The organism is Massilia violaceinigra (assembly GCF_002752675.1).
GTDB lineage: Bacteria > Pseudomonadota > Gammaproteobacteria > Burkholderiales > Burkholderiaceae_D > Telluria_A > Telluria_A violaceinigra.
This window is the reverse complement of record NZ_CP024608.1, coordinates 4984048-5008142: the sequence shown is the minus strand read 5'-3', so window position 1 is coordinate 5008142 and position 24095 is coordinate 4984048. Positions and strand designations below refer to the sequence as shown.

At 63.0% G+C, this 24095-nt stretch carries 12 protein-coding genes; 1 reads left to right on the top strand and 11 read right to left on the bottom strand.

Features of this window, described 5'->3' with window-relative positions; all coding sequences use genetic code 11:
- Positions 1-5 precede the first annotated feature (5 nt).
- Positions 6-839, top strand: a complete 834-nt coding sequence (locus tag CR152_RS21645; RefSeq protein WP_099878390.1) for a 4'-phosphopantetheinyl transferase family protein — start codon at positions 6-8, stop codon at positions 837-839.
- On the opposite strand, the gene CR152_RS21640 is transcribed toward CR152_RS21645, so the two are convergent.
- From CR152_RS21640 to CR152_RS21590, 11 genes are all read right to left on the bottom strand, one after another.
- Positions 829-3348: a methyltransferase domain-containing protein gene (locus CR152_RS21640; protein WP_099878388.1), complete on the bottom strand. Its 2520-nt coding sequence runs from the start codon at positions 3346-3348 to the stop codon at positions 829-831. The genes CR152_RS21645 and CR152_RS21640 overlap by 11 nt on opposite strands.
- The gene (locus tag CR152_RS21635) at positions 3341-4312 is read right to left on the bottom strand and encodes an acyltransferase domain-containing protein (RefSeq protein ID WP_099878385.1); all 972 of its coding nucleotides are present in this window, start codon (positions 4310-4312) and stop codon (positions 3341-3343) included. Before CR152_RS21635 ends, CR152_RS21640 begins: the two co-directional genes overlap by 8 nt.
- Positions 4312-4605: a hypothetical protein gene (locus CR152_RS21630; protein WP_099878383.1), complete on the bottom strand. Its 294-nt coding sequence runs from the start codon at positions 4603-4605 to the stop codon at positions 4312-4314. Before CR152_RS21630 ends, CR152_RS21635 begins: the two co-directional genes overlap by 1 nt.
- A 50-nt stretch (positions 4606-4655) precedes the next feature.
- Complete coding sequence (gene fabD, locus CR152_RS21625) at positions 4656-5789, bottom strand: ACP S-malonyltransferase (RefSeq protein WP_099878380.1); 1134 nt, start codon at positions 5787-5789, stop codon at positions 4656-4658.
- A 32-nt stretch (positions 5790-5821) separates the two neighbouring features.
- A complete protein-coding gene (locus CR152_RS21620; RefSeq protein WP_099878377.1) occupies positions 5822-7075 on the bottom strand; it encodes a beta-ketoacyl synthase N-terminal-like domain-containing protein in 1254 nt (417 codons plus the stop codon).
- Complete coding sequence (locus CR152_RS21615) at positions 7062-7301, bottom strand: acyl carrier protein (protein ID WP_099878374.1); 240 nt, start codon at positions 7299-7301, stop codon at positions 7062-7064. Before CR152_RS21615 ends, CR152_RS21620 begins: the two co-directional genes overlap by 14 nt.
- A 21-nt stretch (positions 7302-7322) precedes the next feature.
- Positions 7323-8072: a polyketide synthase gene (locus tag CR152_RS21610; protein WP_099878371.1), complete on the bottom strand. Its 750-nt coding sequence runs from the start codon at positions 8070-8072 to the stop codon at positions 7323-7325.
- Positions 8072-8863 (bottom strand): enoyl-CoA hydratase/isomerase, encoded by a 792-nt coding sequence (locus CR152_RS21605; protein ID WP_099878370.1) that lies wholly within the window; start codon positions 8861-8863, stop codon positions 8072-8074. The genes CR152_RS21610 and CR152_RS21605 overlap by 1 nt, the downstream gene beginning before the upstream one ends.
- Positions 8851-10110, bottom strand: a complete 1260-nt coding sequence (locus CR152_RS21600; RefSeq protein ID WP_099878367.1) for a hydroxymethylglutaryl-CoA synthase family protein — start codon at positions 10108-10110, stop codon at positions 8851-8853. The genes CR152_RS21605 and CR152_RS21600 overlap by 13 nt, the downstream gene beginning before the upstream one ends.
- A 54-nt stretch (positions 10111-10164) precedes the next feature.
- On the bottom strand, positions 10165-10872 hold the full coding sequence (locus tag CR152_RS21595) for an MBL fold metallo-hydrolase (RefSeq protein WP_099878363.1): 708 nt from the start codon (positions 10870-10872) through the stop codon (positions 10165-10167).
- Between the two features lie 192 nt (positions 10873-11064).
- A complete protein-coding gene (locus CR152_RS21590; RefSeq protein ID WP_099878360.1) occupies positions 11065-24072 on the bottom strand; it encodes an SDR family NAD(P)-dependent oxidoreductase in 13008 nt (4335 codons plus the stop codon).
- Between the last annotated feature and the right edge of the window lie 23 nt (positions 24073-24095).

Genomic DNA, 24095 nt, shown 5'->3' with positions numbered 1-24095 from the left:
GATCGATGACCCCATACCGTTTCAGCTCCCCCGACGGCGCCTCGCATGGCGTCAGCCTGCCGATCAGCGCCAGGCAGATCGATATCTGGCTGGTCTTCTACCACGATATCGCCGACCCGGCCGTGCTGGCCACCTTGCTCACGCTGCTCAACGAGTCCGAGCGCGCGCAGCAGCTGCGCTTTCATTTCGCCGACGACCGCCTGCGCTACCTCGCTACGCGCGCGCTGGTGCGCACCGTGCTGTCGCGCTACGCTCCGCTCGAAGCGGCCGACTGGGTATTCACCCCCAACGATTACGGGCGTCCCGCTATCGCCAACGACCACCCGCAAGCACGTACGCTCAGCTTCAACCTGTCGCACACGCGCGGCCTGATCGCCATGGCCGTGACGCGCGACAGGGTGCTGGGGGTCGATGTGGAAAACCTGATTGCCCGCGAGGTCTCGGGCGGCATCGCCGAGCACTTCTTCTCGCCGACGGAAGTGGCGGAGCTGGCCGGCGTGCCCCCCGGACGGCGCCAGAACCGCTTCTTCGAGTACTGGACCTTCAAGGAAGCCTACATCAAGGCGCGCGGCATGGGCCTGTCGATTCCGCTCGACCGCTTCAGCTTCGACTTCCCGGACGAGCGCCAGGTGCGCCTGACCATCGGACCCGATCTGGGTGACGATGCCGCGCGCTGGCGTTTCTGGCAGTTCCAGCCAACGCCCGATTACCTGCTTGCCCTGTGCGCCGAACGCCTGGACGGTGCGGAGCCGCTGCTGACAGTGCGCAGCGCCATCCCGACCGTCTCCGACGCCCCTTTCGCGTGGACGCTGCTGAAAGCCGACCGCGCTAGCCGTTGAAGAACATCGAGGCGAAGCGCTGCGCAATCGTCGGATCGAGGTCGTACGCCGCCGGATCGACCGCGAAACGCTTGGCGATCTCCGCCACCTTGGCGTATTCGTCCGGATTCTGCATGCAGTGCTGAAGCAGGCCGCCCGTTTGCTGCTCAAGCTCGGCGCTGGCCGCCAGGCCACGCGGGTCGCAGCGCGGCAGGTTCGACATCGCTTCCCTGGGAAGCACGTCCGGCTGCCACTGGAACGACAACGCGCTGCCGTTATGACGGGCCACCAGCGGCAAAACCTGGCCCGCATCGATGCGCGCTTCCGGCAAATATTGCAGCCCCTGTTTCCAGTGCGGCCGCCCGGCTTGGCGCGGATCGTTCGATAACCAGTCGCCCTCCCCCATGCCGAGGTCGAACCAGAACAGCACCGCACCTGCCGTGCCGGGCGCAGTCGCCGGCAGGTTCAACGCCGTGTCCTGGGGTTCCGGGCCGGCGCTCGCAAAGTCGAACGCGAACACATCGAACGGTTCGCTCAAAACCCGGTAGTTCAGCTTTGCCGCGTCGACGTTGACGAACGTGGGCGAGGCCTGATACGGATTGAGCAAGTTGGCGTCGATATCCCAAATACGGTCGATGCGGTGCTCGATCAGCATGGCGCGAATACGCGCGCGTGCGGGCACGAAGCGCGCGTCGTCCGTCAGTAAATGCTCGCGCGCATACGCCAGGAAATGCAGGATGCCTTCGCCGATCAGGCTGCAGTCGAACAGTTCGAACACCGCCAGGTCGGCCCGCTGCGGCAGATCGTCCGGTACGCTGAGCTTGCGGCAATCCTTGCCGATCAAGTCGATCTGCCCGGATAGCCCGTTTAGCGCGACAACCTCCTTGCCCGCCGCCAGAATCGCCGGATCGATTTCGCACCCGACCACGCGCGCCGCGCCGGCCCGCGCCGCCATCATCGACAGCAGGCCGCAGCCGGCGCCGATATCGAGAACCACGTTGGCGGGGTGCTTCGCCAGCGCGGCCTGGAAAGCGTCGTTGCGCGCGCGGTCGGCCAGCATCGGCACATACCAGCCTGGCAGCGCCCGCGTGCGCTGCATGAGCGCTGCCGGCTCGGTCCGGAAGTGCAGCCGCGTTTCGCCGACGTGCACGCTCACCTTCAGCGCAGCGCCGCACTGCACGGCGATCGGGTCGGTGTACTGGATGGCTGGCTTGATGCAGCGCAGCGGCCCTCCTGGCGCGTTGCTGATGCGCGCGGTCCCCAGTTCCAGTTCGAACCAAAAGATGATCGCATCGACCTTGCCGTCGGCAGTAGCGGCAAGCGACAGCTTCCACGTGGCTTCGGCGAAGTTCTCGAAGTCGATCTCGCCGGCCAATACAGGCTCCGTCAGCGCGGTCCAGCAGTCGGGCGCCAGGTCCAGCGCTTGCGGGTACATACTCCAGCGCAGCCGGTTCATCGGCTCCAGCAAATGGTCCGTCCCCGCGTAGTTCCACTGTACCGCCATCGCGAACACCCTGGCCTTGGCGGGCAGTACGCGCGCGGCCCCACCATCGGCCGCATGCTTGCGCAGGGCCTTGACGATGCCGGTGCCGAGCAGGCTGTGGTCGATATTCGGGAACACGAAACAGTCGCTCTGCGCCGTCACAGCCGTCGCATTGCCGCCTGCGGCAATATCGATGCGGCTGGTGAATTCGTCGAACGAGAGACGCCGTTCCTCCTCGGTCCAGCCGTCGATTGCGCCTGCGTGGCGCGCATGCCAGGGGCCGAGGAAGTGCTTCTGGACCATGCCGGTGGCAATGCGCGCGTCGACTGGCGATGCTTCGGCGCACAATGCATGCGCTGCCCCATGATGCAGCGCGCGCAAGGCGAACACCCCGAGCTCGCTGCCACGGAACAGCACCCGCTCTCCGGCCGTGCCCGACAGCGCCTGGTCCCACGCCGCCAGCCATACGTGATCGTCCAGCCGATTGATCGCATTGCGAGGCGACAGTTGCGCACTGTAGCGCCGCAGGTGCTGCTTGAGCCCGTCTACACGATACGCATCGGTTGACGCCGGCATCGACGGGTCGTCCAGCAGCGCCGGATCGAACGTGACCTGTGGCGGTGGCGGCAGTTCGATGTGCAGCGCTTCCTGCGCGACGCCCGGGTCCATGGTCTGGCGCAGCAGCGCGGCCTTGCGCAGCTCCGCTTCCACCTCGCGCATCCTTTGCGCGACCGCTTCGTTGCCCGGCTCGATGCGCAGCGCCTGCTGGTACGCCGCCAGCGCTTCCGCGCCACGCTCCAGTTTCTGCAGCAGCCGCGCACGCTCGGCATGCCAGCCAGCGTGCTCGGGAACGGCGCGCAGCAGATGATCGTAGTAACTCAGCGATTCTTCCAATCTGCCGTCGCGCGCGCTCGATTTGGCCAGCTTGTCGAGATAGGGCAGCGCTTTTTCCAGCACCTCTTTCGGCACCCGCTCCAGCATCGCCGTCATCAGCGCCGTGTCGCCCGAGGCGAGCGCCTCGCCGAGATCGTTATTCCAATCAGCCATGTTGTTCCATTTTCCGTGGGTGGGCGTCGCCGGCCAGTCTGGCCAGGTTGTTCAGGTCCTGGCCGTAGGGCGTCAGGGTCGCGTGCGTGCTGGAGGCCGATTGGTCGGACAAGGCGTACTTGACGAAGGTCGCCAGCGTTCCGGACGGTCCGACGTCGATGTAGCGATGCGTGCCCTGCGCCTCCAACGAGGCAATGGCTTCGCGAAAGCGGATCGGCTGGCGCACCACCTGCCAAAAGTAGTCCTCGGTCACTTGCCCCAGCACGGCGCCGCGCGCGCAGCACACCAGTGGCAGCGTTCCCTTCGCGAGCGGAATGGACTTCATGGACCATGAGAATTGTTCCTCGGCGAGGTCGATCCGCTCCGAATGGAAAGCGTAGCGTACCGCCAGCCGCTGGAATGTAATGCCGCGTTGCCGCAGGACAGCTTCGATGGTGTCGAGATCGGCGTGGGCGGCCGACACCGCGAAATGCGTGCTGAAGTTGATGCCCGCCAGCGCGCTGTGCCGCTTCAAGAAGTCTTCCTCGTACAGCGACGGGTCGGCCACGATAGCGATCATGCCGCCGCGCTCGCACGAGGTGTCAAACGAAGCCGCCTGTTCCAGCACGGCCCCCAGCGCGTCTTCGGCATCGATGTACCCGGCCACGGCGGCCGCGGCGAACGAACCCAGGCTGGAGCCGAGGGTCAGGTCAGGCAGGATGCCGCGCGCAATCAGGCATTGCGCGAGCGCGTATCCGACCATGAAGATAGCCGGATGCGTGTAGGCGACGTCATCGAACGTCGCCGATTTGGGCGCCGAGTACACAGTATCGATAATGCGGCGGCCAGCGATTTTGCAGGCCAGGTCGTCCAGCCGCGTCATCCAGCTGCGAAACACCGTGTCGGCGTCGAACAGTTGCTTGCCCATCTGGTAGTACTGCGATCCCTGGCCCGAAAACATGAACACGGTTTTTGCCTGCATCATCAACAAAGCCCGGTCACGACGTTGATGCCGAGCGTGCGGTAGTATTCGCACCAGAATGTGGCCGAGTCCCTTGCGTCTTCCACCGACGGCGCCAGTTCGATTTCAAAGATATCGATCTTGCCGCCGTCGACTGCCTGTTTTACCCAGTCCGCAATGTCATGGCTGCCGCTTTCCGCCACGTCCGAGAAAATCTGCGCTTTCTCTTCATCCAGGCTTCGGCGGGTCCAACCGATATAGTGAAGATCGTCGTTATCCGAGCCGATGCCGAAGATACGATATTGAGCGATTGTCATATAAACACCTCTACGATGAACTGCGTGGTTGCGGAAAACAGGGGGCGAAATCACATCGGAGTCAGTTCGTCCAGCGCAAAATAGCCGTTGTATCCCTTCAGGTACACCGCCGCCCTGTGTCCGAACAGCAGCACGGCATCGGTCCGGGTTTCGAGATTGTCCAGATTGAGCAGCGACGATTTCACTTTGGTTCCAATCGGGTGCATCTTTTTCCAGAGTGCGATTTTTTCCTGTGCATCGTTCAGCTTGATGGGCGCTGGCAGCGGTGCGGACGCCGCCTCGCCCGACAAACCCGTTTTGATGAGTTCGTTGAGTAGCGCTTCCGGCGTCTGCAGCTTGATCGTCATGACCAGCTTGGTCAGCACGTCTCCATGACCCAGTTCCTCGAATACAGGCACCTCGCCGCGCTCCAAGCCCATCGCCAGGAGATACTGGATGCTCTCCGACCAGCGCACCGTACTGGCGATCTGGGCCGACAAGGTATCGAGCAGCGCATCGGCCCGATACGGCCGGGCGGTCACGTTGGCGATCACGGGAATCTTGGGAGCGGCGAAAGTAAATTCTTTCAGGAAGTCCCTGAATTTCTCCATCGCGTCCTGCATGAAGGCGGAGTGAAAGGCGCCGCTGGTCGCCAGCGGGTAGTAACGCATTTTCCCGGTCTGGAAAAACTTCTGCACGGCTGCGATTTCTTCCGACAGGCCCGACAGCACGATCTGGGATGGCGTGTTGTAATTGGCCAGATAAACCTGATTCAGTCCGTTTGCCTTGAGAATGCCTTCGATATCGTCCTTGCTGGCGTTGAGCACCGCTGCCATGGCGCCATTGCTTACCTGCGCCATCAGCTCGCCGCGTTTCTGCACCAGTTTCAGGCCGGTCTCGAAATCGAAACACTCCGCCGCCAGCAAGGCGTTGAATTCACCGAGGCTGTGGCCCGCCAAAAAATCGGGCGCCTGGCCGGTCTCTTCCAGCCTTTTGTAATACGACAGCGCATTGACGACATACAGCGCCGGCTGGGTGAACTGGGTTTTTCCGAGCTCGTCGCGCGGATCTTCCATGCACAGCTCTTTGATGGAATAGCCAAGGATACGGTCGGCCGTGGCGGTCAGGTCCGGATAGCGGTCGAACAGGCCGGCGCCCATTTCCGTGGACTGGGAACCCTGGCCGGGGAACATATATGTCTTCATTAATACGGCTCCAAAAGGTGAATCAAGCGTTATCAGGAATAGCGTTGCAGGCAAACCGCGGTATTCACGCCGCCAAACCCCATGGAGAGGTTCAGCGCGTTGTCGATCGAATGCGATACCGCTTCTTTTCCGACCCATTTCATGGCCGTCTCCATCGGGTTATCCAGGTTCCTGGTCGGATGCAGGCGGCCTTCCTTCATTTGCAGCATCACGGCGATCAGCTCCACGCAGCCGGCGGCGGTCAGCCCGTGGCCGATCACCGATTTGGTGGCATTGAGCCAGGCGTGGCCCAAGCGGCATTCGCGGATGCTCTCCAGCTCGATGACATCGCCGATGGGCGAGCCGGTGCCGTGCGGGTTGATGTAATCGATGTCCGCCGGCGTCAGTCCGGCGCACGCGAGCGCCCCTTTGATCGCCTTCATCTCGCCCTCGACCGACGGGTTCGGGTTGCGGTGCGCATCCATCGCCATGGCCCAGCCGGTCAGGCGCGCGTACGGCGCGCGGTCGGTGCGGCGCGACGCATCGGCACGCTCCACCACCACCGCGCCGCACGATTCGCCGAAGATGAAGCCGTCGCGGTCGCGGTCGAACGGGCGGCAAGCCAGCGCCGGTTCGTTGGCGTAGGTGCTCGATCCCATCGCCCCAAGCGAGCGGAAACCCTGGCATTCCCAGTACGACAAATCCATCAGCGCGCCCACGGCGATGCACACGTCCACCCTCCCCGACTCGACCGCCCGCATCGCCTCGATCACGGCGAGCTGCCCGCTGGCGGACGCGCCGCCGACGGTGTAGGCAAAGCCGCGGATGCCGAAGACCTCCGTGCACATGCCGCACAGGTCGCTGTCCATGAACGACATGCCGTAGGTCGGACGCAGGAATTGCTCGCGGCCACGGTAGTTATCGTGCGCCAGGGTCAGCTCGCGCTGCTGCACGTTCGAGCCGCCGACGATCATGCCGATGCGCTCAGGGGCAACCTCGCCGAGCGCGGCGTCAACCCACGCTTCGTGCAATGTCGCCAATGCAACCTGTCCCGACAGCGACGCGGTGCGCAGCAGGATGCGCGGCACCGAATCGGGCATGGTCAGTTCGCCGATTTCGGCGCCGAGGAAACCCGGAATGGCCGGGCTGTCGGCGCCATCGGGCCGCTGCCGCCCCGGCCGGTGCATCGTGTCGAAGCGGTGGCGCCCGGCCATCAGCGCCGCCAGGAAGGCTTCCTGGCCCTGGCCGATGGCCGAGGTCACGCCGATGCCGCTCACGACCAAGTCGGGTCGACTAGGACTTTTCATGAATCATGCGCGCCAGATCGCCGATGTTGTCCGCTTTTGCGAGCAGCATTAGGGGAATGTCGACCGACAGCGATTCCAGCGTCATCATGATGATGTCGGCGCGGTCGATCGAATTGGCGCCCAGCGACTTGAGCGAATCTGTTTGCTGGAATGGATGGCCATCCAGGCTGGGCACCACCTCGCGGGTGTGGCCGACGATGATCTCGTAAATGCGGTCTTTGCTCAAAGTACTCTCCTGTTGAATAAACTACTTGCCGAAAAACGCTTCGATGCGCTGCTTGACTTCGGGTTGATGAAAGGTGAGCGCATGCATTGCGATCTCGTCCTCGATGAACGCTGCCAACTGTTTTCGCAGTGGGAAAACCAAGTGGTCTTTCAAGGTCACCAGCGAAAACCTGGGCTTCTCGGCCAGGGTGCGCGCCAGTTCCAGCGCCTGCTCCAGGACCTTGTCGCGCGCGACCACGGGAAACGGCACGCCGCGCTTATGCAGTTCTTCGCCACGATAGGTGGAGGCAGTCAGCATCATTTCGCCGGCCAGGCTGATGCCGAGCTTTTGCGGCAGGATGAAGGTCGAACCCATGCCGGGCGTAAAGCCGTACTTCATGAAATTGGCGGTGTAGATGCTTTCGCGCGCCAGGATCACGAAGTCGGCGAACATGCCCATCACGAAGCCGCCACCGATGCCGTGGCCCTGCATCGCGGCGATCACCGGTATCGGACAATTGAGCGCCAGGCTGTACAGATCCTTGTCGGTGAACTTCATCTTGCCTTCGAACAGGTCGCGCAAGCCTTCCTGGGTGCCGCCGCTGGAAAAATAGCTGTCGTAACCGGTCAGGATGACGACCTTGCAGTCCTGGCGCGCGCCGATGTCGGCGAAGGCCGCGGTCAGCCCGCCGATCAAGCCGTCGGTGAACGTGTTCTTGTTCACACGGTCTTGCATGGTGACCTGGACGATTCCCGCCTCAAGATCCCTGACCTCGACGATCGGATCAAGCATCAGTCTGCCTCCCACGGAAATTTGCCGGTCCGCACATAGCGCGCGATGGTGTGCAGGTTGCCCGGATCGGTGAACACTTCCAGGTTGGCGGCCAGCGCCTTCGGTTTCGCAGCCACCAGCGCGTCGTCCAGACTGCCGGCGTAGCGCTTGTAGCGCGCGATACCGTCCTTGCCGAGGCGGCGCAGCCGCAACAAGTGCTTGCGCACCAGGTTATCGCTGTTGTCGTCGCAGGCATCGACCAGGCCCCATTCCATTGCCTGCGCGGCCGAAACGGGCTGCGTCATCAGGGTCATGTAGTTGGCCTTGGCAAAGCCCACGCGGCGAATCAGGAAAGGCAGCACGCAGGCCGGCATCAGCCCGAACAGCAGTTCCGACAGGCTGTACACCGCCTTTGTTTCGCTCAGGACGATGTCGCAGGCGGCCACGAAGCCGATACCGCCGGCGTTGGCGCGCCCGCGCACGTGGGCCACCGTCACGAACGGACCACAAGCGAGCTGGTGCCACAGGTCGTACAGCGGCGCGGGGTCTTGCCCATCCTGCCCGCCCTGGCCGTCGCCATCGACCCTGGTCTGGATTTCCTTGAAGTCCGCGCCCGAACAGAACGCTTCCGGCAAGCCTTCGAGCACCACCACCTTGGCGTGGCCGACGCAGGCGCCCAGCGCATGGCCCAGCTCTTCGATCAACAAGGTGTTGATCGCGTTGCCGGAGTCGGGCCGATGCATCTGCACGAAGCAGATGTCATCGTCGAAGCGCACGCGCAAGGTGTCGTAGCTGCTGGTCAGGACACCCATTCGTATTCTCGGTGGAATTCTTTGATCTGCTTGAGCAGCAGGGTCGGCTGGTTCAGGGTGGTGCGTGCCTCGGCAATGAAGCTGGCGTCCGGCACCATGTTGCGCGTGCCAAACTTGAGCTCGCGGCTCTTTTCGAGCAGGCGGTCGTACTGTTCCATCGACAGCTCGTAGCGGTTGTCCAGCGTTTCCTTGATCTTCAGTTCGCGCAGGCGCTCCTGGCCTTCCTTGCGCACCACACCGCTGAAGAACTCGGAGCAGCAGCCGGAACCGTACGAAAAGATCCCGACCCGCTTGGGCTGGTCGAATTCGCCGTTGTCGATGGTGCTGGCCAGCGCCAGCGCGGCGGTGGCGCCCATGATGTTGCCGACCCGCTGGCAGTGCGTCAGGCTTGGCGTGACCCGGTTCTGGAAGTCGATTTCGATCTCGGCCGGCTTGGCCTTGACCAGTTTACGCATCATGTTGCGGTGCGCGCCCTTGACCATGCCGCCGAACGGCGTGTGGTACGCGAGGTAGCCGAAGGTGTCGCCGAAATGGGCGCCGTCGACCCGTTTCTGATACTCCAGATAGGCGTTCTCGCAGCAATTGAGGTACGACAGCAGCGACAGGTCGGTGTCGCCGGCGTCGGTGTCGGCCGAGGGACGGCAGGTGTCCATCACTTCGAAACCGTAGTAGCCATTGGCGCCCACGTCGATCTGGAACACGTGCGGACGGTCGCTGACCAGCATTGCCACCGCGCCCGAGCCGCCGCTCGGCTCGGCAAACGACCAGTCGGCCGAGAGCGCGTCGCCGCCCTCTTCCACCATGAAGCGCGAAACGTCGGTGGCGATCACCAGGACCTTGCCGCCGGGCGAGGTTTGCGACAGCACGAAATTGATCGCCATCTGCAAGCCCGCCACGCCCGAGTAGCAGGCGTTTTTCAGCTCGAACAGGCGGCAGTTGCGGTTCAGGCCCAGCAGATCGTGACAGTAGGTGCTCATCGATTTGCCGAAGTCGAACGACGATTCGGTGCAGGTAATGACCATTTCGATGCGGTCTTTTTCTTCCGGGCTCAAGGCGTCGACGATCGGCTTGGCCGCGTTGACGGCGAAGGTGATCGGGTCCTCGTACGGCAGCGCGACGGTTTTCTCCTTCATCAACAGGTTTTCAAACCGGCTCATGTCCAGCTTGCGGTGCGCGGCCAGCTTGGTGACATCCAAAAATGCCGTGCCGGCAAACAAATTCATTGCTTCGATTCCAACGATGCTCACGTGCTTCCTCCGGTGATGGGGATACGTCGGTATCCCGGGCTAAACAAAGTCCACTTAAACAAAATCCAACAATTTGCGCGCGCTCTGCCCCTTCCTCAAACGAAAGGCGGCAAAGCTGTGCTTGTCGGCGAAATGCAGGTACATGTTGTAGCTAAGAACATCCGCGAAACGCTGACCCGGCGGCCGCGCGTAGGTGTGGCCGGGGTAAATCCGGGTTTCCGGGCGCAGGCGGAACTTGAGGCGTTTCAGGCTGTCGAACATGGCGTGGGCGGCGTCGACGCCGTTGCAGATGCCGCAGCCTTCGGCGAACAGCACATCGCCCGTGAACAAATGGTCGCCGATCAGGTAGCAGACGCAACCGGGTGTGTGGCCCGGCGTCAGGATCGGTTCGATGCGCATCTCGCCCACCCGCCACGGCGTTTCGTCGATGGCGATCAGTTGCCGCGCGCTGAAGCCCGAGGCGGCAATTTCTTCCCGAGACATCCAGATCGGGCAGTTGTAAAAGTCCGCCAGCGGCTTTGCCAGGTCGATGTGGTCGGGATGCGCATGCGTGAGCAAAATGCCGCGCAGGGTCGACTGGGTGTTGGCGAGCATCGTGTGAATGGCATCGATCTGCCAGGCAGGATCGACCAGCACGGCCTGGTGCGTGGCCGGGTCGACGATCAGATAATTGTTGTTCTTCATCATCTGACGCGCGACCTTGATCAGGAACACGCACGGCGCCAGCGCGTCGCCGTCGTTGCCTGCCGGATCGTCATCCATTGCCCGAAACTTATCCACCATCGTCCCCTGTGCCCCGCGCGCCGCCGAAGCGGCGTACGGGGAATTTGACAGCGCCGCAGTCGATCCACGAGCGCGCGTATTGTTACTTTTCGTGACTATCTGAGCCGATCAAAACATGCTTCGAATCTCGTTGTCAAACCGAAATGTTAATTTATGCATCATGCATATCACCTACTCCGGCAGCACCAAACTGCTGGTGCCGGCGCTCTGTGCGGCATGCATTTTGGGTAGCGCGCGCAGGGAGAAGTTGTTGAGTTTGACGAGCACGTCGCCGCTTTCGCTCAGCAGGAAAATGTTAAATTGCTTGATGTCCTGGTTGGCGGCGTGCGCCGTGCCGGCATGTTCGACGTAGGCGTAGCACGTCTCCGGCAGCGGCCGCAGCATCTCCACATCGTCCAGTGCAAATGGCAGGTACGGCGTGTCCGGCGTTTCGCCGGCGGCCATGCCGACCACGGTTTGCAGGGCACCGTCGATAATGCTTGGATGCAAAATGTACTGGTCGAAGCTGGCCCGCAACTCGTCAGCCAATTGCAGCCGGGACAGCACGAAATCGCTACCGATGTGCAATTCCTGGATGGTCTGGAAACACGGACCGTAGTGGAAGCCGGCGCTGGCAAGCTGGCTGTAGCAGTCCGCGCCATGCACCGTCTTGCCGGCGCGTTGCTTGAGCTGGGGGATCGAATACGCCGGCGCCTCGCCATCGACGTGCCTGCTGGCCGGGCCATGCGACATGCGCCCTTCCGCATGCACCACCCGCTCGTTGTCGTCATCGAACGAGACGATCACGAACTCGGTGCTGCTGCCGATGGCCTTGAGGAAGGTCTTGACCTGCTGCGCATCCTTGCCGAGCTTGAGCGGCTGCACCCAGACGATGTCTTCGATCCGGACGACCGAATCTTCACCGGCGATGGTGCCGGTTACGCAGGCAAGTTCCAGAAAGCCAGCGCCTGGGAAGAAGCGCTCGCCGTGGACTTGATGGTCGCGGCCGTAGAATTCGTCGCCAGACAAGCTGGACGCGAAGCTGACTTCCCTCAAGGTCGATGCGTTGCTGGAAACCAGCGGGTGCAGCTGGGCGGCTGGCGCTGCGGCCGCCGCGGGCTTGGCGACGCCCGACGTAGCGACGCCCGACGTGTCCGAGACCCAATATCGTTCTTTTGCAAACGGATAGCTCGGCAGCGGCAGGCGGACCGGGCGCTCGGCACGGTAGAAATCTTCCCACTCGATGATCCGGCCTTCTGTCCACATGGCCATCAGTGCTGCCATGTCGCCATTGTCGAACAGCGCCTTGGTGCGGCCGCGTTCTTCCTGATTGGGGCCTTTTTTCTTGCGGTGCGGCTCCAGGGTCATCAGACTGATGGTCGAAGGAGCATTGCCGGCGATATAGCCAGACAAACCGTTCAACAGTTCCCCCGCGTTGGCGACGACCATTGCCAGCCGCTCATCCATCGCCTCGCGTCCGACCTGCAAGGTGTATGACAGAGCGGCCAGATCGATGTCGCGTTCCGTCGTCAAATAGTCGCGCAACTGGGCTGCCCGCTCTTTCAGGCGCGCCTCGTCGCGCGCCGACAGCACCACCAGATAGCCATCCTTTCCTGCGCAAGCCGGGTCGCCGGCAGGCCGCTGGTACTCTTCGAGAATCAGGCAGGCATTCACGCCGCCCGCGCCGAAGGAATTGATCAATGCGCGGCGCGCCTGGCCATCTTTTGTCGTCCACGGTGCCAGCGCATGCTGCAAATAGAACGGCGAGTTGGCGAAATCGATATTCGGATTGACGACGTCGGAATGAATCGTCGGGGCAATCTGCCGATGCTTGAACTGCAGCAGGATCTTTGCCACGCCGGCGATTCCGGCCGCAGATTCCGCGTGTCCGACGTTCGCCTTCACCGAGCCCAACGGGCAAAATCCCTTGTTCTGGGTGCGCTTGCGGAACGCTTGCGTCATCGACAGCACTTCCAGGCTATCGCCCAGCTTGGTGCCCGTGCCATGGCCCTCCACGTAGCCGATCTGATCGGGAGTAATGCCCGCCTTGTTCATCACTTGCTCGATCAGCGCGGCTTGCGAATTCGGGTTCGGCGCCGCGTAGCCGTTCGATCGGCCGCTATGCTCGTACGCGCTGGCGGCGACCACACCATATATATAGTCGTTGTCGGCGACCGCGCGGGCCAGCGGCTTGAGCACGAACGCGCCCACGCCCTCGCCCGGAATAAAACCGTCGTCGCCATCGCCGAAGCTGCGGCATTTGCCGTCCACCGCCAGCATGCGCTTGCGGCACAGCGACTGGTACTTGGCCGGGTGCAGGTACAGATTGACGCCGCCGGCCACTGCAACCTGGCAGTCCTTGCGCTTCAGGCTTTCGCAAGCGAGGTGGATCGCCACCAGGGCGGACGAGCACGCGGTGTCGACCGGCATGCTTGGCCCCTGGAAATCGAAGAAGTAGGAAACCCGATTGGCAATCGACCACGGCAGCGCAGCCGGGTTCACCATGTTGCCTCGGCTCCATTCGTCGGCGGTCAGCAGGTGGTAGGAGTTGGTGGTCACGCCCACGAAGACGCCCACATCGGCGCTTTTTGCCTTCGGATGGCGTTTTTTAAGGCTGTCGCGGGTGTAGCCGGCATCCTCGACCGCGCCCCACACCGACTGGATGAACATGCGCTCCTGTGGATCGATCATGCGCGCGTCATCCGGCGATACGCTGAAGAAGGCGGCGTCGAACTTGTCGAAATCGTCCAGGAAACCTCCGGAGGTGCAGTAAATCTTGCCATCCTGGGCAGTGGCCGGGTCGGCGTTGAAGAATGCGTCCACATCCCAGCGGCTTGACGGGACCGGTTCGATCAGGTCGCGCCCGGCGCTCAGGTTCTCCCAGAATGCGGCCAGGGTGGCGGACTGCGGGAACTGGCCGTTGACGCCGATGATGGCAATCGCGCCGGCATCCTCCGCCAGGGGGCTGGCAACGGGTGCGGCAGGCAGAGGCGCCGCTTGGATTATTACCGGCGCGACCGGGGCGACGTCGAATCGCTGCAGCAATGCCGGCTGCGCCTGCTGGACGAGATAGCCGGCCAGCTCTTCGATGGTTGCGTATTCGTAGAACAGCGTTTTGGGCAACTCGCCCAGGTCGCGCTCCAGATCGGCGTTGATTCGGCTGATCATCATCGAGTCCACACCGAACGATTCGAAGCGTTCCTGGGCATCGATGCGCTCGACCGAGAGCTTGATCTGCTCGCCCAGCAGGGTTTTGAGGTAGTGCTCGGTCGCTTCGCGCAAAGGCTGGGCGTCCATGTTCGCTGCCAGAACCCGCACGGACGGTGTTTTACCGCGCGCCAGGTAAGCATCGATTCTGGCGGCATCACCATACAGCGCAATCGCTTGCGCTTCGCCCGCCTGCAACGCCGACTCGAAGAAGCCGATGCCGGCGTTGGAGGGCAAGGGAGACAGCCCCGAGCGCTCTTCCATCAGCGCCACATCGCCCGGCGACAATTGCATGCCGCCGTCCTGCCACAGCGGCCAGTTGATCGACAGCGATTTTCCCGGGCCCTGGCGCTGCTCCGCGTAGCCATCCATGAAGGCGTTGGCGAAGGCATAGTCGGCCTGCCCGACGTTGCCGAGCGCCCCGGCCACGGACGAGAACGTGACGAACAGGTCCAGGTCCTCATTTCTTGTCGCGAGATCGAGATTGATCGTGCCGCTGACCTTGGCTGCGAACACGGCTTCCATCTCGGCACGCGTCTTGTTCAGCACGAACGCGTCACGGTGAATCCCCGCGCTGTGGATGACGCCGTTGATGCGTCCGAAGCGGGTCTTGGCTTCCCGAACGACCGCATCCGCTTGCTTGCGGTCCGCAATATCTGCCTGGACGTAGATCACGTTGTCGCTCATGCGCTGTGCGGCATCAAGCGCGGACCGTCCGGTGAGCACCAGTTTCGCGCCATATTGCTTGAGCAGATACTGGCTGAACAGCTCTCCCAGCCCGCCCATGCCGCCGCTGATAATGTACACGCCGTTCTGCTTGATGACGGTACTGGCCTTGCCGGCTGCAATAGCAGGCGAACGCACCAGTTCCCGTACCTCGCGGTGCGCACCACGGTAGCGCACTTCGCCAGCGCGCCAGTGTGCATCGCGCAATTCTTCGCAGACAATGCGCGCAACGTCATCATCAATACTGATGGTTTTCCACGAGAATGCGGGATTTTCCATCGCCAGGCTTTTCAGATACCCGGCAATGCCACGATGTTGCGCGGCAGACGCGTCACCTGTGCGTACCGACACAATCCTGATTGCGCTTGCCGGCTTTTGTTTCAAGATGGCCTGGCACAGCGCATGCATCGCGAAAATGCCGTTCTCAAGGCTGCCCGCCGCGTCCGCGAAGTGAACAATTGCGGCTGGCAGGATGCTTGTGTCCTGCGTTGCGCCCGGATGCAGGCGCTCAAGCTGAGCGAACAGCGCCGCGTCAGCGCCCACAACCAGCAGCGGACCTGCCGTATCGCCTGCGACAACCGGCTGCGCCGCCCGCCATTCGGTGCGGTAATGCAATAATTGCTTGCGAAGTGGCTGAACCGGCGCCGTGCCGGCAGCAATCCAGAAGCGCTCGCGGGCAAACGGGTAAGTCGGCAGCGACACGCGCTGCGGCCGCTCCGCCCGGTACAGCTGAGCCCAATCGACGTCCACGCCGCTGACCCACTGGGCAGCGATGTGTTCGTGCGCCGATGCACGCTCGCGCTTGGTGCTGCCTTCCCACACATCGTCCGCCGTGCCGTGCTGGCGCCATTGCAGCAGCTTCTCCTTGAGTTCCGTTTTGCTGCTGACAACAATGGCCAGGCGCTCCTGCATCGCCGTGCGGCCAAGCTGCGACGTGAATGCCATGTCGGCCAAGGCGAGATCATCGGCATCGCCCAAGAAGGCGATCATCGTATCGGCGTAGGCGAGCAGCCCATCACGATTGCGCGCCGACATCACAAACGCGTGCGGTCGGTCTTGCCGCTGCGCAGCCGCGCGCGTGTCCACAAAGTCTTCCAGAATCAGGTGTGCGTTCGAACCACCGGCACCGAACGAGCTCACCCCGACGCGGCGCGGACGGTTGTCCGGGCGCTTCCACTCCTGCAACGCGGTCTGCACGTAGAACGGCGTGTTCGGAAAGTCGATATGCGGATTGAGGCGCTCCGCATGCAGCGACGGCACCAGCTGGTCGTGCTTCATTTGCAGCAGCACTTTGGTCACGGCGGCGATGCCGGCGGCCGATTCCAGGTGTCCGATGTTCGACTTGACCGATCCAATCGGGCACGCCTGCTTGCCCACCGGCCGGCCCGTACCATCGAACGCCTGCACCAGGCCGGTCACTTCGATCGGGTCGCCCAGCGACGTTCCCGTGCCGTGGGTTTCGATGTACGAGATCGTGGCAGGGTCGATGTTGGCCTTGTTGAGCGCCTCCCGAATCAATTCAGACTGCGCGACCGGATTCGGCACGGTGTAGCCGTTGGTCTTGCCACCGTGGTTGATGGCGCTCGATTTCACGATGGCGTAAATCTGGTCGCCATCGGCAATCGCCTTGTCCAGCGGCTTGAGCAGCACCGCGCCCACGCCCTCGCCCGGCACATAACCGTCGCCGCCGTCGCCAAAACTGCGGCAGCGGCCGTCGGTGGAGGCAAAGTTGCCTTGGCTGAGGCTGAGGTACTTGCTAGGATGGATCGATACGTTGACCCCGCCGGCGATGGCAACATCGATGCCGCCCTTGCGCACTTCTTCCGTGGCAAGGTGAATTGCGGTCAAGGACGACGAGCACATCGTATCGAGCGCCAGGCTCGGCCCCTGGAAGTTGAAGAAATACGACACGCGGTTGGCAATCGAGGCAAACGAGGAACTTGGCGAACCGGCGGCCCCAGCTGCGGCGCCGTACAGTTCATATTGCCCCCACATCACGCCGACGTACACGCCGACCCGGTTGCGGGCGATTGCATCCTTGCTGTAGCCGGCGTCTTCGATCGTTTCCCACACGGTTTCGATGAACAGGCGTTCCTGCGGATCGATCAGCTCCGCTTCCTTGGGTGAGATGTTGAAGAACAGCGCATCGAACTGATCGACGCCGTCGATGAAGCCGCCCCATTTGCTGTAGGCCTTGCCCGGCTGGTTGCGCTCGGTCGTGTAGAACGGCGCGTGATCCCAGCGGTCTTCGGGAATCTCGGTGATACAGTCGCGGCCCGCTTTCAGGTTTTGCCAGTACTCGCGCAAGTCCTTGGCCAGCGGGTAACGCCCGCCAACGCCGACGATGGCGACTTCGGTGATTTTTGGGGCGGCCTCGGCGAAACGCATCTTGCTGCGTGCCGGCGCCGGAATGTGGATCGCGGCGGGAACGTGCGCGTCGGCCTGCCCACCGGTTTTCGCCGTCAGCACGTTCGGGAACGCCTTGACCAGATACCCAGCCAGGCGCGCAATGGTCTGGTATTCGAAGAACAGCGTCTTGGACAAGGAGCCGAAGGTGCGCTCCAGCTGATTGGTCAGCTTCATCGCCAGCACGGAATCCATGCCGTATTGCTCCAGCGGTGCCTTCGGGTCCACTTCGTGCGATGGCATTTTCAGCAGGCCGGCGAATTCATTGACGAGATACCGCTGGGCGTTTTCCAGCAAGCCGCCGGTTTCGCCGCTCGGGATTGCGGTCGGCACCTCGACCGCTGCCGGCGCATGACGATGCTCAAGCGCGCGGCGCAAGCGGCTCAGATGACCTTCGATCACCAGCGCCCGCGACGTGCCGAGCGCCAGGCTGCGGTAGAACGCCTGCATGCCACTGGCGCTAGTCAATGGCAGCATGCCCGATGCTTTGGCCAGCATGGTCAAGCTGTCGGCGTCGAGCTGCATGCCGCCGTCTTGCCAGAGCGGCCAGTTGATGGACATGGTCTTCTTGCGCTGCGCGGCGAATTGGTCCATGAAGCCGTTCGCGGCGGCATAGTCGGCCTGGCCCGCATTGCCCATCGCCGAGGCGAGGGACGAGAACAGCACCATGAAATCGAGGTTCAAGTGCCTGGTGGCGGCATCCAGGTTGACTGTGCCGGCAACCTTGGGGGCGAGCACTTGCGCGAAGTCGGCGGCGGTCTTATTGATGATGAAGCTGTCGCGTGTCATGCCGGCGCTGTGGATAATGCCGTTCAGCGCACCGAACTCGCTGACGATACCGGCAACGAGCGAACGGACCTGATCCAGCTGGTTCAGGTCCAGCTGGCGGTACACCACGCGTCCGGCCGGCATCGGCAAGGCATGATCGGCCGCGCGGCCGGTAAGGACGACGACAGCATTGGCGGCCTTCTCGATGATTTCGCGCGCAAACAGCAAGCCAAGCCCGCCCATTCCGCCCGTGATCAGATATACGCCATCGTCCTTGAACACCACATCGGCGGCGCCAGCGTCCTGCTCCGTCCAGCGCAGCGCGGTTTGCAAGCTGCCTGCATGCCTGAGCAAGGACTCGCCCGAACGCAGCATCGATTCGCGCAGCTGCGCCACCAGCACCGTCTCGCCGACATGGCGTTCCGTCAGGATCACCTGACCGATCAGGTTGGGATTTTCCAGCCGTGCCGTGTCGATCAGGCCGGACAGCCCGGCCAGCAAGCTGTCGCCAGCCTCGCAGCCAATCACGAGCTGGAACAGCATCTTCTCGTGCGACGCTGTCTTGAGCATCGCTTGCACCTGCTCGAAACAGGCGACGGCCACCTCGCTGTAGCGCGCGGCGGCATCTTGCGTGGCATCGGCTGCCAGATGCCGTGCTTCGATGCCCGGCATGCGAGCGGGATCGAGATGATCCAGATCGCACAGCAACACCACGTGACGGCCATAATCGACCACGCCATCGGCGGCGCCGACGGCTTCCCAGCGCGGCACGGCGATCAGGGTGCCGACCTCAATCTCCTGCATCGTGCGCGACGCCAGGCCTGTCAGGCGGGCGCACAGGGTGCCATCCTGCTCACACAGATCGATGTCGATCTTCTCGCCGGCGCGGCGCACCCAGGCGAACATGCGCGCCGCAAATGGCGCATGTACGACGATGGCATCGAGCGCAAACGGCACCTCCGGCTGCCTGGGCAGCTTATCGATATCGGTAACCAGGCCGATGGCAGCCTGCAAGGCGCTGTCAAACATGCCGGGATGGAGCACGAATGCATCCGCATCGCCCTGCAAGGTCAGCTCGGCCAGCACCTGGCCGTCGCCGCGCGCGAGCGCCGTGATGCAGCGGAACGATGGTCCGTAGTGAATGCCCATTGCCTTGAAGGCGCCGTAAGCCGCATCGGCGCTCAGCTCACCGAGGTTCATCCCAGCTCGGACGGCGTTCAGGTCGATCCGCTCGGCGTCGGACGCATCCGACAGCACGACCTGTCCCTGGCAATGCGTGACACCGTCGCCGGTGTGCACCTCGAAATCGATGACGCTATCGCCACGCGGCGCCAGCGCGACTGTCACCTCCCGATTGCCGTCAACGACAATCGGCTGCATCCACGCGACGTTGTTGATCTGCAGTTGCCGCGCCTGCGCGCCGGCCGGCACTGCCATGGCAACCGCTGCGCGCACCATTTCCAGGTAGGCGACGCCGGGCAGGATTTTCTGCCGTGTGGCGCCGATACGGTGATCGGCCAGGAAAAACTCGTCGCCGCTGAACCGGGCGCTGTAGCTTTGTTCGAAAAAGTCCGATGTATTCGCGTGCACGAGCGGATGCAGTGGCGCGGCCCCACCGGAACGGCGCGTTGCGGCCAGGCGGCTGATCCAGTAGCGGTCTTTGGCAAACGGGTACGCTGGAAGGCTGATCAACACCGGCTTGTGCCCGGTGTGCAGTTGGCGCCAGTCGATTTCCAGGCTGTTGACCCAGAGCTCGGCCAGTTTCGGCAGCTTTCTGCGAGCGATCCACTTGGCGATGGTCTCCATCATGTCATCGTCCTGACTGAGGACGGACATGCTGTCTTTTTCCTTGTCGGCCTGGCCGAGGTAGAACTGGTCGATGCCGTCTTCGTCGCGGCCGAACGCGGCCAGTTTTTCGGCCAGCTGCGCAACCGAGTCCACCACAACCGCCAGCCGCATATCCATGACTTCGCGCCCGACTTGCAGCGTGTACGCCATCGCGTCCAGATCGGGCACATTGTCCTGCCGCTCGATGAAGTCCAGCAGGTCGCTCGCCTTGCGCTTCAACTGCGTCTGCGTGCGGGCCGACAGAACGATCACCACCCTGCCCTGTTGCGCTGCCACCGCTTTAACGGCGGCGTATTCCTCGATGATCAGGTGCGCGTTCGAGCCACCGGCGCCGAATGACGAGATGCCCGCGATCCGCGGCACCCGCTTGCCATCGACTTCCGGCTGGTCCCATGCGCGCAAGGTCTGGTTGACGACGAATGGCGACGCCTCGAAATCGATGTACGGATTCAAAACCGACGAATGCAGCGACGGCACGATCATCCGATGCTTCATCTGCAGCAGTACCTTGGTCAGGCCGGCAATGCCGGCGGCCGATTCGCAGTGGCCGATATTCGATTTGGCTGAACCGATGGCGCAGAACTGGCGGTCCTTGGTGTACTCGCCGAAGACCTGGCTCAATGCGGCGATTTCGATCGGATCACCCAGCTTGGTGCCGGTACCGTGCGCTTCGATGTAGCTGACATGGCGCGCATCGATGCCGTATTCCTTCAGCGCCAGGCCGATAACGCTGGCCTGCGCCTTGGGGTTCGGCACGGAGTAGCCGTTGGTTTTGCCGCCGTGATTGAGCGCGCTGCCCTTGATCACGCCATAGATATGATTGCCGTCGCGTTCAGCATCCGACAAGCGCTTGAGGACGACCGCGCCCACGCCTTCGCCAGGAATGTAGCCGTCGCCGCCCTCGCCGAAACTCTGGCAATGGCCATCGCTGGAGATGAACTGCCCGGCGCTGAGGATCAGGTATTTGTTGGGGTGGATCGATACGTTCACGCCGCCGGCGATGGCCAGGTGGGTGCGGCCCTGCTTCAGGTCCTGGCACGCAAGATGAATCGCGGTCAGCGAGGATGAACACATCGTGTCCAAGGTCATGCTCGGACCGTGCAGGTTGAGGATGTACGACACCCGGTTGGCGACGCTGGCGTAACTGACCGGCACACCCACGCGGGCACCCTGCAGGCTCGCTTCCGCGCCGAACAGCTGGTATTCGCCGTACATCACGCCCACATACACGCCGACCTGGCCGGTCTGATCTTCCTTCTGCGCGGTCTTGAGCGTGGCGCGGGTGTAGCCGGCGTCTTCGATCGCCATCCAGGTATGCTGCAGGAACAGGCGCTCCTGCGGGTCGATCATTTCGGCGTCGACCGGTGGAATGTTGAAGAACAGTGGATCGAATTCGTCCACGCCGCTGATGAAGCCACCCCATTTGCTGTAATGGCAGCCTTCGGCGGTGCGGTCTTTGCTGTAGTAATCGCGCCAGTCCCATCGTTCCTTCGGCACCTCGACGATGCAGTCCTTGCCATCGCGCAGATTGCGCCAGAACGCTTCCAGGTCGGCTGATTCGGGATAGCGTCCGCTCAAACCGACGATGGCAATCGGCTCGTCGTGGCGCGCGCCCGGAGTCGCCGGGGCGATGCCGCGGCCTGCCCGCTTGCGCGGCGTGGCGTTCGCCACCGGCATTGCCGGGGGAGCGGCTACCCGCTCAGGTTCGGCCACCGAGAACAGCGCCGCCAGCGTGGATGCCTGGGTGCGCACGAAGTATTCGGTCAGTTCGTCGATGGTCTGGTGCTCGAAGAACAGCGTCTTGGACAGCGATCCAAACGTTTTTTCCAGCTGCCGGGTGAGGTCCATCGACAGAATCGAGTCGATTCCGTACTTTTCCAGCGCCGCGCGCGGGTCGACCTTGCTGTAAGGGAGCTTGAACAGCTCGGCGAACTGCTTGCGAAGATAGTCGCGCGTCTGCTCGTGCAGATTTCCGGCCGGCTGCGCAACGACGGGCGCCGCCTGCTCAAGCGCCAACGGTGCCTGTTCGAACAGGACGTTCCTGATTTTTTCTACATCGCCTTCGATTACCACCGTCTGCTGCTGCCCTTCCAGGCAGCGCAAGAACGCGCGCATACCGGTCTGGGTCTGCATCGGGTGCATGCCGGTGTGCTCGCGCATTGCATCCTGGTCGTGCTGCGGCATGCGCATGCCGCCTTCCGCCCACAGTGGCCAGTTGACGGCAATCGTCTTGCCCTTGCGCTGCCCGGCAGCGGCGAGCCGGTTGCGGTGATCCGCAAACTGGTCCAGGAAGCCGTTCGCGACCGCGTAGTCGGCCTGTCCCACATTGCCCATCACCGATGCGCCGGATGAAAACAGCGCCATGAAGTCCAGGTCCACGTCCTGGCTGGCCGCATCGAGGTTGACCGCACCAGTCACCTTGGGCGCAAGCACGTGCGCGAATTCGTCACGCGTTTTCTTGACGATCAAGCTGTCGGCGATCATGCCGGCGCTGTGGATGATGCCATTGAGCTGGCCGTGCGTGGCGACGATGTCGGCCACCAGCTGCCGCACCTGGGCCGCCTGCCCCAGATCGAGGGTGCGGTATTCAACGCGGCCTTCACCGGACAGCGCGTTCAGCTTGCCCTGCACATCCTGCGACCACTCCGAACGGCCGGTCAGGATGACCTTCGCCCCCACCGTCTGGCGCACGATTTCCTGCGCAAACAGGCTACCCAGTCCACCCAGGCCGCCTGTAATCAGATAGACGCCACCTTCCTTGAAGCCGATGGCCGGCGTGCCTGCGACGTCGTGCAGCTCTTCCCAGCCCATCACTTCGCGCACCGTGTTTCGGTAGCGGACGACGGCATCGTGTGCCGGCTCGGCATGGATTTCTTGTGCCGCAAGCGCATCGACGAGCAAAAGCTGCCCCTTGACGTCCGGGTGCTCCAGCGCGGCGGACTTCAACAGCCCGGACAGGCCAATCAGCAGGTTCGCTTCCGCCGCATCGGGCACCACCAGCTGAATAAAGACGCCAGCCGGGATTCTGTTCGCGATGATGTCGCGGACCACGTCGAAGCAGCCGAGCGCCAGATCGGTGTAGCGTTGCGCCATGTCGCCATGTGGCGCTGTCACGTGGTGCACATGCGCATCCGGAATTGCGGCCGCAGCGAGATCGCAAAACAGGACATGGCGCTGGGAGGTGCCAGCGCGCGCATCGCCACGCGGGCTGGCCGTCCACACCGGATTGGCGAGCACCAGCCCGACCTGCTGGCGACGCGCATCCGGCCGCACGCTCAAGGTCCGCGATGAAAAGCCCCTGAGCTGAACGCACACGTTACCGGCGGCGTCGCACAGGTCGATATCGAGCTTGGTGACCTTGTCGTTCGCGCCAGTGCCTTGCGCATGCCGTATCCACGCCACCGTCTCCTGCTTGCACGCCGACAGAACCCGTACCGATTCCAGCGCGAACGGCAGCGATGGATGGCTGGGCAGGACGCGCAGGTCGCCCAGCAAGCCGATGGCTGCCTGCAGCGCGCCGTCCACCAGGCTGGGATGCAGCTCATAGGCTCCCAGCGTGCCCGCAACCGATGCAGGCAGGTTCAAACGGGCCACGACTTCCCTGTCGCCGCGATAAACCTTGCTCACCGCCTGATGCGCCGGCCCGAACTGCATTCCCATGGCGCGGTAGGCGGGATAGACAACGTCGGCGTCAAGCTGGCCGGCGGTCATGCGCGCGGTGAGCGCATTCACATCGAGCCGCTCGTTCGTGCGGTCGCTGTCAAACTTGGCCATGCCGCGACAATGCAGCACTTCTTCACCGTCGGCTTCTTCGCTGAAGATCTCGAACTCGATCGCTTCCGCGCCTGACGACAGCGCAAGGCAGACGTCCGTTCGCGCGCTCACGACCAGTGGCTTCACCCACACCACATCGCTCAAAACAACCTGGCCTGCGTCCGACATGGCGTCGACAAGCGCTGCCCGTGCCATTTCCAGATACGCGACGCCGGGGAGCACGCGAAGCGCGGCGCCACCATCAGCGAGCACCTGATGATCGCTCAGGAAAAACTCCGCTCCGGTGAACGACGAGCGGTAGCACTGCTGATACATATCCGAGATATTCCGGTGCAGCAGCGGGTGCAGCGTTGCCGCACCACCGGAAATGACCGCATTCCCGGAGAACTGCCTGATCAAATTGACCGCATTTTCTTTCGACAGCCTTCTGTTCTTCAGTTCCGAAACAACATACTCGATAAAGTCGATCATTGTTTTTGCACTTTCTCGCGGGA

Bases quoted from the DNA above. Each gene is read 5' to 3' on its own strand.
- CR152_RS21595 (WP_099878363.1), bottom strand. From the start codon at position 10,872: ATGGATGACGATCCGGCAGGCAACGACGGCGACGCGCTGGCGCCGTGC.
- CR152_RS21610 (WP_099878371.1), bottom strand. From the start codon at position 8,072: ATGCTTGATCCGATCGTCGAGGTCAGGGATCTTGAGGCGGGAATCGTC.
- CR152_RS21630 (WP_099878383.1), bottom strand. From the start codon at position 4,605: ATGACAATCGCTCAATATCGTATCTTCGGCATCGGCTCGGATAACGAC.
- CR152_RS21645 (WP_099878390.1), top strand. From the start codon at position 6: ATGACCCCATACCGTTTCAGCTCCCCCGACGGCGCCTCGCATGGCGTC.
- CR152_RS21620 (WP_099878377.1), bottom strand. From the start codon at position 7,075: ATGAAAAGTCCTAGTCGACCCGACTTGGTCGTGAGCGGCATCGGCGTG.
- CR152_RS21590 (WP_099878360.1), bottom strand. From the start codon at position 24,072: ATGATCGACTTTATCGAGTATGTTGTTTCGGAACTGAAGAACAGAAGG.
- fabD (WP_099878380.1), bottom strand. From the start codon at position 5,789: ATGAAGACATATATGTTCCCCGGCCAGGGTTCCCAGTCCACGGAAATG.
- CR152_RS21605 (WP_099878370.1), bottom strand. From the start codon at position 8,863: ATGGGTGTCCTGACCAGCAGCTACGACACCTTGCGCGTGCGCTTCGAC.
- CR152_RS21635 (WP_099878385.1), bottom strand. From the start codon at position 4,312: ATGATGCAGGCAAAAACCGTGTTCATGTTTTCGGGCCAGGGATCGCAG.
- CR152_RS21640 (WP_099878388.1), bottom strand. From the start codon at position 3,348: ATGGCTGATTGGAATAACGATCTCGGCGAGGCGCTCGCCTCGGGCGAC.